This is a genomic window from Nocardia sp. NPDC004568 (genome assembly GCF_040609955.1).
In the GTDB taxonomy this organism is placed as follows: domain Bacteria; phylum Actinomycetota; class Actinomycetes; order Mycobacteriales; family Mycobacteriaceae; genus Nocardia.
Map to the genome: position 1 here is coordinate 1 of NZ_JBEXLL010000071.1, position 11,506 is coordinate 11,506.

7 protein-coding genes are annotated in these 11,506 nt (G+C 69.7%); 1 reads left to right on the forward strand and 6 read right to left on the reverse strand.

The features are described from left to right. Positions 1–356 precede the first annotated feature (356 nt). From ABZV91_RS25870 to ABZV91_RS25885, 4 genes are all read right to left on the reverse strand, one after another. Positions 357–2,783, reverse strand: a complete 2,427-nt coding sequence (locus tag ABZV91_RS25870; protein ID WP_355246721.1) for an HAD-IC family P-type ATPase — start codon at positions 2,781–2,783, stop codon at positions 357–359. A gap of 34 nt (positions 2,784–2,817) precedes the next feature. After that, positions 2,818–6,042 carry an arabinosyltransferase domain-containing protein gene (locus ABZV91_RS25875; protein ID WP_355246724.1) on the reverse strand — a complete coding sequence of 1,075 codons (3,225 nt, stop codon included), beginning with the start codon at positions 6,040–6,042 and terminating at the stop codon, positions 2,818–2,820. 123 nt (positions 6,043–6,165) lie between these two features. Further along, positions 6,166–6,672, reverse strand: coding sequence for a hypothetical protein (locus tag ABZV91_RS25880; RefSeq protein ID WP_355246727.1), 507 nt, complete (start codon positions 6,670–6,672; stop codon positions 6,166–6,168). A 96-nt stretch (positions 6,673–6,768) separates the two neighbouring features. Then, positions 6,769–8,232 carry a DNA polymerase IV gene (locus ABZV91_RS25885; protein WP_355246777.1) on the reverse strand — a complete coding sequence of 488 codons (1,464 nt, stop codon included), beginning with the start codon at positions 8,230–8,232 and terminating at the stop codon, positions 6,769–6,771. A gap of 379 nt (positions 8,233–8,611) precedes the next feature. Here ABZV91_RS25885 and ABZV91_RS25890 point away from each other — a divergent pair, with 379 nt between their 5' ends. Beyond that, positions 8,612–9,487, forward strand: a complete 876-nt coding sequence (locus tag ABZV91_RS25890) for a UTP--glucose-1-phosphate uridylyltransferase (protein WP_030523833.1) — start codon at positions 8,612–8,614, stop codon at positions 9,485–9,487. 33 nt (positions 9,488–9,520) lie between these two features. Here ABZV91_RS25890 and ABZV91_RS25895 read toward each other — a convergent pair whose 3' ends face one another. Both ABZV91_RS25895 and ABZV91_RS25900 read right to left on the reverse strand, forming a co-directional pair. Next, positions 9,521–10,000, reverse strand: a complete 480-nt coding sequence (locus tag ABZV91_RS25895) for an NlpC/P60 family protein (RefSeq protein WP_083872439.1) — start codon at positions 9,998–10,000, stop codon at positions 9,521–9,523. A 317-nt stretch (positions 10,001–10,317) separates the two neighbouring features. After that, positions 10,318–11,262, reverse strand: a complete 945-nt coding sequence (locus ABZV91_RS25900) for a hypothetical protein (RefSeq protein ID WP_355246735.1) — start codon at positions 11,260–11,262, stop codon at positions 10,318–10,320. Between the last annotated feature and the right edge of the window lie 244 nt (positions 11,263–11,506).

An 11,506-nucleotide genomic window follows, 5' to 3' on the forward strand; every position in this document is an offset into this window, starting at 1 on the left:
GCCGTTTCGGCCTCGAAAGCGCCGCGCGAAGCGCAAGTCTCGAGGCCGAAACGGCGAGACACAAGGGGGCCTCAACCCCGCGCCGCCGCAGGCGGCGCCAAAAAACACAGCACCTTCACGAGCAAGTCCACATCCCACCTTCACCAGCAAGCCCGGTTCGTATCCACCGCACGCCCGCACCCCCACCCTCACCAGCAAGCCCGCGTTCGTATCCACCGCACGCCCACATCCCCACCCTCACCGGTGAGCCCACACTCCCCGCTCGATGCCGCCACCAGCGGTTTCGTCACCGTCCCGGCGACCACCGTGGCGTCCGAGAACCCGGCTGTCCGCAGCCGAGTCCGGCCTGCCCTTCCTCAGACTTCACCCGGCGCCGCGGGGATCAGTTTGTGCGATTCGCCCCGCAAACTCGCCCCGACCCACCAGGTGACCTCGACGAGCACGATGCCCACCGCGCCGCAGGCGAACGCGGCGGTGGTCAAGCGAACGTTCGATGGGTCCAGCGCGAAGAATTCCCGGGTGAAGGGGACCGTGAAGAGCACCAGATAAGCCGCCACCGAGACCGCGATCAGCACGACCTTCCACCAGGTGTAGGGGCGGGCGACGATCGCCAGCACCCAGACCGCGATCATGATCAGCGTGATGAGCGCGGTGGTGCCGGCCTGCATCTTCTGCTGTTCGCTGGCCTCAGGCCCGGCGTAGGCGATGAGGTAGGCGACGAAGGTCGCGGTACCGATGACCACACCCGAGGGAATCGCCAGCCGCATCACCCGGCCGACGAATCCGGTGCGGGCCCGCTCGTTGTTCGGGGCCAGCGAGAGGACGAAGGCGGGAATACCGATGGTGAACCAGGCGGCGATCGTCACGTGCCGGGGCAGGAACGGGTAGCCGATGGGTTCGTAGCCGAAGATCTGCGAGCCCACACCGGCGACGCCGATCAGGAAGGCCAGCAGCACCGAGTAGACGGTTTTGGTCAGGAACAGGTTGGAGACCCGTTCGATATTGCCGATCACCCGGCGGCCCTCGCCCACCACGTACGGGAGGGTGGCGAATTTGTTGTCCAGCAGCACGATCTGCGCGACCGCCCGGGTGGCGGGGCTGCCCGCGCCCATGGCCACCCCGATATCGGCGTCTTTGAGGGCCAGCACGTCGTTGACCCCGTCGCCGGTCATGGCCACGGTGTGCCCGCGCGACTGCAGCGCGCCGACCATGGCCCGCTTCTGGTCGGGGCGGACCCGCCCGAAGGTGGTCCGCTCGTCCAGTACGCCGGCGAGTTCGGCGCGATCCTCGGGCAGGGTGCGCGCGTCGACGGCGTGGTCGCCGCCGGGCAGGTCCAAGGAGGAGGCCACCGCGCCCACCGAGACGGCGTTGTCGCCGGAGATCACCTTGATCGACACATCCTGGCTCGCGAAGTAGTCCAGGGTGTCGCGGGCGTCGGGCCGTACCTTCTGTTCGAGGACCACCAGGGCGACCGGGGTGAGGGTGCCGGGGGCGCCGGTCGCGTCCACCGCGCGGTCGCCGCGGGCGAGCAGCAGCACGCGCAGGCCGGTGGCACCGAGCTCCTCGGCGGCGCGGGCATCGGCGGATCCGGCGTCGAGCAGCACATCGGGGGCGCCCAGCAGCCAGTTCCCGTGCTCTCCGTAGGAGAACCCGCTCCACTTCTTGGCCGAGGAGAACGGCGCCACCGCCGTGTATTCCCAACCGGGTGTCTCCGGGAGCGCTTCGGCGATGGCCTGCACGCTGGCATTGGGCCGGGGATCGTCGGCGGCCATGGCGGCCAGCGCCTGCCGGGCCCGGTCCTCGGCGTCCGGCCCGGTGTCGATCATCCGGAGTTCGGCCAGGCGCATCCCGTTCTCGGTCAGGGTGCCGGTCTTGTCCGCGCACACCACGTCCACCCGGGCCAGTCCCTCGATGGCGGGCAACTCCTGGACGAGGCATTTGCGCTGTCCCAGCCGCACCACACCGACCGCGAACGCGATCGAGGTCATCAGCACCAGGCCCTCGGGCACCATCGGCACCAGGGCGGCCACCATCCCGGTGACGGCCGGCCGCCAGGACTCGCCGCTGGATACGAGCTGGTTGTAGATACTCAGTACCCCGGCCGGGATCAGCAGATAGGTGATGACCTTGAGGATGGTGTCGATACCATTGCGCAGTTCGGAGTTCACCAGGGTGAACTTGCTGGCCTCGTCGGCCAGTTTCGCGGCGTAGGCGTCCTTGCCGACCTTGGTCGCCCGGTAGGCGCCCGAACCGGACACCACGTAGCTGCCCGACAACACCTGGGCGCCGGATTCCTTGGCGACATCGTCGGATTCACCGGTGAGCAGCGATTCGTCGACCTCGAGCAGTTCGGCTTCGACCACCTCACCGTCGACCACGATCTGGTCACCCGGCCCGAGTTCGATCAGGTCGTCGAGGACCACCTCGTTGGGCGCGACCTGTTCGGCCTTCCCGTCCCGGCGCACGGTCGGTTTCGCCTGCCCGACGATCGCCAACCGGTCCAGCGTGCGTTTGGCCCGGATCTCCTGCACGATGCCGACCGCGCTGTTGGCCACGATCAGCAGTCCGAACATTCCGTCGATCACCGAGCCGGTGGCCATCACCAGGACGAACAGCACGCCCAGAATGGCATTGATCCGGGTGAACACATTCGCCCGGACGATATCGCGCACCGAGCGGCTGGCCCGGTCCGGTACATCGTTGGTGAGCCCGTCGCGCCGGCGCTGCGCCACTTCTTCGGCGCTGAGACCGGGCATCCCGACGGACTGCACAGTTGTCGACATGGCTGTCAGCGTAACCAGCGCCGCGGGGCGCGGCTCACCAGGCGACGTTGATCGGGCCGGGCGACCAGGTCCCGGAGTGATCCTCCTGCGTGGTGCGCGGACGGGCCGGGACCGCGTCGGGATCGATGGGAAGGAACTGCTGTAGCTGTCCCCAATCGCGGTCCCAGTCCTGATCGAGATAGGTCGGCAGAGTGCGGGCGTACCGCAGCAGGCCGGTCCAGCCCAGCGGGCCGCCGCCGTCGTGGTTCTGCCACAGATTCGTGTCGTGCGCACCGATCCGGTCCGGCAGGATGCGGTACTCGGGCACCTCGGCGATCCCGACGCGGTGGTCGAACGGCCGCTGGCACGGGAACTGCAGGCCCACCGCCCAGTCCAGCAGTACCGGATCGGTGGACCCGACGACAGTGTTCAGATCCTGGGTCTGCGGCATCCGCGGCGGGGTGAAGGCCAGCCACTGCTTCGGATCCCGGTCCCGGTCGGCGGCGACGACGCGCACGGTGTCGGCATCGGCGAAGGGCGCCAACAAGACCCGCAGGTTCCGCCACGACGGCGCCGGGCCGATATCGACCGGGTTGACCCGACGCAGCGGGACCGGGTCCGCGGCCGAACCGCCCGGCGCGGTGGTGGAGCCGAATTCCAGTTCCAGCGACTGCCCGTGCGTCACCACACCGTCGGCGTCCTGCGACCAGATCCGGCCCGCGGCGCTGAGGGCGAGAATATCCGCGCGGTCGGCGACCGGCGGCAGCCGGTACCAGCCGGAGGTGAGTTCGGCCGGGCCGTCGGCGTGATCGCTGCCCAGCACCGGGGTGCCCGGGTCCAACCCGAAGGGCAGTGCGGGGCTGGCGGTTTCGGTCGCGACACCGGTGCCCGCGGTCGCCGCGCCCACCGAATCGGCGATGGCGGCGTCGGCGCCTTCCTCGGCGTCCGCGCTCAGATCCGACGCGACTCCGCCGGGGCTGAAACCGGTTCCGGTGCCGGCCAGGGTCGAGCGCGGATCGCCGGAGAGCGGCGTGAGCATGCCGCGGTTGGGGTCGGTCTCCACCAGGACGTGCGGGGCCAGGCCGCAGGTGTTCCCGGCGAGCGCGCTCAGGTTCGAACTCGCCAGCGAGAAGGCCGGGTATTGGGAGACCGCGCCCTTCGCGAACGACGCCACCTCGAACAGCACCATGAAGGCCGCGGCGACCGTCAGAGCCGGAATCTTGGCGAACCGCCAACCCCAGCGCGAGATCCGGTGCTGCCCGTCGTCGGGCGCCCGCACATGCCACCACGCCGCCAGTGCCAGCAGCGCCACCGCGCCGAACAGGAAGACCTTGTTGAGGGCGATACCGGCCAGCGACGGCTGTTTGTCCCACCACGGGACGCTGTAGGAGGAGACGTACCACCAGCCGTTGGGGCCGGCGAACACGAGCGCCAGCAGGAACGACACCGCGGCGGCGAACAGTGCCCGGTTACGCGGCGCGCGCATGACCCGGGGCCCGATCGCGACGGCCGTCAGCACCGCCACCGCTCCGGCCAGCCCGGCGAAGACACCGAGGTGGTGGGTCCATTTGGTGGGGGTCGTCATCATCAGCGCCATGGCGCCGACGGTGACTCCGAGAATGCGCCGCGAGGGCCCCACCGCGGCGGTGGGGATCCGGCCACCTTTACGCAGCAGGGTGAGCAGGCACACCGCCAGCCCGGCGATCATCACGAAGATCCCGAAGCGGCGGGCCACCGACCCGTCGACCGTGCCCATGAACAGGTACTGGTAGCGCAGGTATTCGTCGAACCAGAGCACATGCGGGCCGGCCAGCTCGTGCACCCGACGCATCTCCATCATGGCGCTGAACGGCTGGTCGGCGAAGGCCACCACCAGCACGAGCACACCGGCGGCGGCCAGCGGCAGCACTTGCGCGAGCCAGCCGATCCGCGGCGCGCGGGCGCCGAGGATCTTGATCAGCGGCCGCAGCCCGGCCAGCAGGGCGGCCACGCAGATGATGCCGTGGGGGCCGGCGGTACAGCTGAAGGCGGCGATCAGCAGCGCGACCGCGAACGGCAGCAGCCGCCGGGTGGCGATACCGCGCTCGACCGAGCACCAGGTGAGCAGCACGCCGAGCGCGACGATGGGCTCGGGCCGCAGCCCGTTGTTGTAGGGCAGCCAGACGGCCAGGAACACCAGCGCGCCGGTCCACGGGACGAACCGGTTGCGATGCAGCGCGGCCCCGAACCGGGGCACCACCTCGCGACTGATCACCAGCCAGGCCAGGATGCCGGCCAGCAGACTCGGCAACCGCACCCAGGGGCTGGCGGTGGTGACATCGGCCAGCAGACCGATGAGGTCGTAGTACGGGGTGCCGACCGGATTCTCCGGGACCCCGAAGTAGCGGAAGTAGTTCGCCATATAACCGGCGGCCTGCGAGGTGCGGCCCATGCCGAACTGGTAGCCGTCGTCGGAGGTGGTGGCGCCGATGAAATGCCAGAGCACCAGCGTCCCCAGCACCACCACATCGACCGGACGGAAGGTCCACCACCGGGCCGGCAGGAACCGGCGGGCACGCCGGCCGTCGAGGCTGTCCAGCCGGTGCAGCGCGAAGAGCGAGAGCAGCGTCACGGCGACCGCCGCCCAGATCGCGACCTGTTTCAGCGGGGTCGGACTGGAGGTGAACCGGCTGTCGACCGTGGCGGTGACCCGGGTGCCCGCGGGATCGGCCAGATCGCTGAACACTCCGACCAGCTGGGGCCGGAAATCACCGTTCAGCACCACCGGCTCGGATCCGGTGAGCGAGGCGACGGATTCGGTCATCCCGGCGCGCACGTCGAGTGCGCAGTCCGGCGGCAGATCGGCGACCGGGACGCTGAACAGCGACTGGTTGCGCAGGACGACGTCGAGCTGCGCCCCGGATTCCGGGGTGGCGGGGCGGACCCGGGCCAGGAAACCGTAGCGTTCCAGATCGGGTGCGCCGTAGGGGGCGGTGGCGGTCAGCACCCCGCCGCCGGGCCCGAGTTGCCGGATCGCCGCACACGGCACCGTGGCCGTGTAGTCCAAGGGCGCGTACGCGATCAGCGGGGCCTCGATCGAGGCGGCGGAATCGTCCTGCGGCCAGGACAGTGTGGCGGCATCGACCCGGACCGGCAGCAGCGGTACCGCTATCGCGAGCAGTGCTCCGATGAGCGCCGAGATCAGCGCGACCGGTCGCGCCCAGCCACCCCGTGCTCGGGATCGGGGACCGTCGGAGAGATCTGTCGGCTCGGGCGCCGCCACCACCATCGTGTCAGCCACGGGGCGCAATCCTAGCTGGGGCCGCGCGCAGCACTGCGGCTGCGCTCACCGATCCCGTCGAAGCCGGATAACGAGACCGGCCGGTCCGCTCATAGCGGACCGGCCGGTTCACACGCTGCGATATCAGGCCGCGCAGGCCGGGGACTGCACCTGGGCCTGGGCGAGCATATTGCAGGTCCAGGTCTTCTCGACCTTCCACACACCGTCCTCGGCAACGAACGGGACATCGACCACGTTCTGGGTGTCACCCAGTTTGAAGTTGGCCTTGGCGTTGATGGTGTCGGCGAAATCGTTGACCTCGGTGACCTCGATGGTGGCGCCCGAATCCGTGTAGAACTGCGCCAATTTGCCCGGCAGTTCCGGATCGGCCTCGGCGCCCTGCACCATGTCCAGCTTCTGCTCGTTGGGTACGGCCGGGTCGAGGGCGCGCTGGAGTTGAGCGTTCAGGTCGGCCACGGTGGGCACCGGCGGCAGATCGGACGCCTCTTCCGAGGCGGCCGCCGAGGCGGACGTGGTAGCGGCGGCCTTGCTGTCCGAGTCGGAATCATCGCTACCACACGCCGTCAGGGTCAGCGCGGCCACGGCGGCCACGCCGGCGATCGCGATACGTCCGGTCTTGCGAAGCTTCAACTGCTCGTCCTTTGCGTTCGAGGGTTCGGTGTCGTGCACTACGACAGAGCCACCGGAACCGGCGACGCTGCCCGGACCAACCTACCCGGCGGGCCCTCAGGACAAGCTGGCGAGCGGATCCGCTGAGCACAACTCCGTATTGTCGGCAGCGAAAGTACGCGCGATCCCCGGTCCTGTCGAGCGGGTCTCGAACCGGACGGTCACTCGTCCGTGGCCCGCCCCCTGCACCCAGCCGAACCCGTATTGCGGATGCCGCACATCCGAACCGGGCCGCCACAGTACGGTGTCACCAGCGGAAATGACAGAATCCGGGCGGCCGGGAGGGTTTTCGGCGACTCCGCCGGGCGCCGGAGCCGAACCGGTCGGCCTGTCCACGGAACTCGCCGGTTCCGCCGGATGTCTCACCGAATCCACAGAACTCTCTTCGGCCGTTGCCAGAGAATCGGGGCCATCGCCCGGCTCCCCCACCTCGCCGCCGGGCGATACGGCGAGCTCGCCACCGAGCCGGTCCAGTTCCGGGAACAGCGATTCCTGCCGGATGGTGGACAACCCGGCGTAGCCGACGCCGACCAACCGGATCGGCCCCAGTTCACGCGGGTCGATCGCGGCCCGCTGCGCGGCGGCGGTCAGGGTGGGCAGATCCTCGGTCGCGTACGGCAGGGTGGTCGAACGCGTGGTGATACTCATATCGGCGCGCCGGAGCTTCAGCACCACGGTCCGGGCGGCGCGGCCGTCGCGGCCGAGCCGGCGATGCGCGGCGGCGGCCATCTCGGTGATCGCCGGGCGCAACCGCTCCAGAGTGACTATGTCGTGTTCGTAGGTGGTCTCGGCGCTGATCTGTTTGGCCTCGGCGCGTTCGGTGACCGGCCGGTCGTCGATACCGCGGGCGAGCCGGTGCAGCGCCGCGCCGATACTGCCGCCCAGGATCGATACCGCCTCGGCTTCCGGCAGCGCGGCGAAGGCACCCACGGTTTCGATCCCGAGGGTGCGCAACCGGCCCTCGGCCACCGGGCCGATCCCCCAGAGTTTGCGCACCGGCAGCGCGGACAGCAGCGCCTGCTGCTCGCCCGGCGCGATCACCCGGATCCCGTCGGGTTTGGCCATCCCGGAGGCGATCTTGGCCAGCTGTTTCCCGCTGCCTGCGCCCACCGAGGCCACCAGGCCCGTACTCTCCCGCACCGCCGCCCGCAGTCCGGCGCAGAACGCGTCCACCTCCGCCGCGCTCGCCCCGGCCAGTTCGGCCGGCTCCGCGAACGCCTCGTCGAACGACAGGGTCTCCAGTACCGGGATCCGGGCGCGCAGGGTATCGAAGACCCGGCCGCTCAGCACGCTGTACAGCGCACCCCGCGGCGGGACCACCACCGCCGACACCCCGACCAGCCGCCGCGCCTGCTGCATCGGCATGGCCGAGCGCGCCCCGAACACCCGCGCCTCGTAACTCGCCCCGGCCACCACGCCCCGCGCGCCGGTCCCGCCGACCAGCACCGGGCGGCCGCGCAGGGTGGGGCGGGTGAGCTGTTCGCAGGAGGCGAAGAAGGCGTCCATATCGATATGGAGCACCCAGCGCCGGGAAGTCTCGCCGACCGCCCGCGGGACCGGGCCGGCGGCGACCCCGGAATGCTCGCCGCTCACCACGGGTCCGCTCGCGGTTCGCCGGCCGGTCACCACCGCGGCACCCGGCGGCGGCCGCTCCCGCTGCCGCTGTCGCTGACCGTGGAGTCCATGGGCGCAGAATGTACGCGGCGATACCGACAAAGGAGGAGAGAAGCACCGGTCCCCACGGGGTTGCGGGGAGTTCTCTCGGCCCGGTGACCCGTCACGGGGCCGTGCCGCCGACGGACCCACCCGGCCCGATCGACCCGGCCACGCGGTGTTTCCGGGATCGCGGGACCGGGCCGGGATCCCGCGCCCCGCCCGACGGATATGTGATGATCGGACAATGAAGATCCGTAAGGCCGTCATTCCCGCTGCCGGTATCGGTTCCCGCCTGCTGCCGCTGACCAAGGCGATCCCCAAGGAGATGCTGCCGGTCGGCGACAAGCCGGTGATCGAGCACACGGTGCGCGAGCTGGTGGCCTCCGGGATCACCGATATCACCATTGTGGTCAGCGGCGGAAAATCGCTGATCCAGGACCATTTCCGGCCCAACCCGGCCCTCGTGGCCCAGCTGCGCGCCGACGGTAAGACCGCCTACGCGGACGCGGTGGAAGAGGTCGGCGAACTGTCCCGGCTGGGTCACATCACCTATCTGGACCAGCACGGCCCGTACGGCAACGGAACCCCTGTGCTCAACGCCGCCCGGACCGCCGCCGACGAACCGATGCTGGTGCTGTGGCCCGACGACGTCTTCGTCGCCGAGGAACCGCGGGCCCAGCAGTTGATCCGTGCCTACGAATCGACGGGCTGCCCGGTATTGGCACTGATGCCGATGAATCCGAACGAATCGCAGCGCTACGGCGTCCCGGTGGTCCGGGAGGACCTGGACGACGGCCTGCTGCGTATATCGGGCCTGGTGGAGAAACCCAAACCCGAGGACGCCCCCTCGGCCTTCGCCGCGATCGGCGGCTACGTGGTGACGCCGGGGATCATCGACGAACTGCGGGCGCAGACGGAGGACTGGTACACCCATCGCACCGGCGAGGTCTACCTGACCGATTCCATCAACGCCTATGCCGCCAACCATGCGGTCTACGGGCAGGTCATCCAGGGCCGCTGGTACGACACAGGAAACCCCGGCGACTATCTCATCGCGCAATTCGCCTCGGCGCTGGCCCACCCCGACTATGGGCCGCTGCTGCGCCGTCAGGTCGACTGACCACGGTTCGGCGGCGACGCTGCCGCCACGGTCTCAGAAACGACGGATGCTGTAGATGTAGAACTGGTCGAGCGGGCTGAGCCCGACCGGTACACCGGCGCCGTAGGCATTGAGCACCTGCCCGAACCCGGCGTAGATCCCGACATGGGAGGCGTCGGGGTTGATGATGATCACATCACCGGGCGAGAGCGCGTACCGCGGCACCGAGGCACCCACCTCGGCCTGCTCCCAGGTGGTGCGCGGCAGCATGACACCCACCTGACGGAAGGCCCACTGCACCAGCCCGGAGCAGTCCCAGGTATCCGGGCCGGTGGCGCCCCATTCGTACATCTTCCCGGTCTGCGAGGTCGCGGCGGCCAGCGCGCCGAGCCCGTTGCTGCTGGAGACCGGTAACGCGGCCGAGCCACTGGCGCTGAGCGATCCGGAGCCGGAGGCCGATCCGGTGGCCCCGCTTCCGGTCTGCGCCCACCCGGGTCCGGCGGCGACGGCGCCGACGGCCGTCGCGAAAAGCATGCCGGCGATACCCCGGCGCAGTGCAATTCCGATCACTTGCCCACCCTTCTGCCCGTCGGTGCCCGGGACACCGTGCGGCGCCCGGGTTTTCTCGCGGCATCCGCCCCGGAGGGTGGGGACACCGCCAACCACAGGGGTCGCGCCGGGTGAATGGGCTCCGGCGCAACTTCACTCAGGTAGAACCGAACGAAATGATCACCGTTCCCGGTGGTCCGGAGGCCCGGACTCAGCGGTATCGAGGATGATTTTGCCCGCCCCGCAGAAGGGCGACAAGCTCCTGGCAAACATCTAGCATGTGATGAACATCACAAAAATGTTTATTGCGTTTGAGTGGCCACATCGTTCAGCGTCTTGAGGACCACATCCTTGGTCGACGTCGGCGACTCCAGGTAGACCCCCACCTGCCAGACCGGCTCACCACCCGGTTCCGCCGCGAAAAAGCGGCTGAAATCCACCGTGAACTTGCCTTCGTCGTTGGCTGCCGTCTCCACGTAGGAGGTCCGGTCGTCGAACGTGCGCGCTTTGTCCGGCGCATCGAACCAGTCGGCGTTGAACCGGGCCTGCGTGGCGGCGTCACAGGTCGCTGGACATTTGCGGAGGATGAGGTTGACCTTCTGTCCCGCAGCGGAATTGCTCTCGTCCACGCAACCCCACGCCTGGGCATCCGGGATCTTGTCGATCGATCCCTTCATACATCCCCATGAACCGGGCGCCCGGAAAGCGAAGGGCCAGTCCTTGAATGCCATCGTGTAGGTGTTCTCGCCGGTCTGCCAGGTCGGGCCGAGCACGGCGACCGGCGCCAGCCCCTCGCGCAGCACCGGCTCCCCCGCGGAGGGCAGGGCGCTGGTGGTCGCGGTGGTGGTGGTCGCGGATGCCGAACTCGACGGCCGCACGGAATCGGTGACCTCCGTGGAGGTTCCGGCCGCGGTGTTCTCCGCCGAACCCCGCGACTGCAGCGCTACCAGCCCGACGACACCGATCAGGACCAGCACCACCACGGCGACCAGCACCGCGATCAACGGGCCGTTGTTCTTCGGCGGCGGTCCGCCGTATCCCCCGCTCCCCAGCGGCGGTACCTCCCACGCGCCCTGCTGCGAAGTGGGATGTGGGCCGTGGCCCGCGGTCCGATCCCACTGCGCGCCGGGTCCCTGCTGTCCCCCCTGGGACGGATACCCCTGCTGCTGCCACTGCCCCGACGGGGAATCCTTCTGTTGTCCCTCGGGGGAATGCTGCCACCACTCGTCGGGATTATCCGAAGCCATAGGAGATCACCCTAGTGCGCACCACCGGCCCGGTCACGGGCACAGACGCCCGCCGGCCGGACCTGCCCGCCGGTCACTACCGCACGAACGCGCCCGGTCGCCGCGGTCGTACCGGGAACGGCCCCCGGTCCCGAACTACAGCGCCGATCCCGGCGGGATCAGTGCTGCCATATCGCGGAGTCGGCGTACCTCGACCCCGGTGGCGACCAGGCCGGAGGTCGTCGCGTAGGCGCCGTCGGGTCGG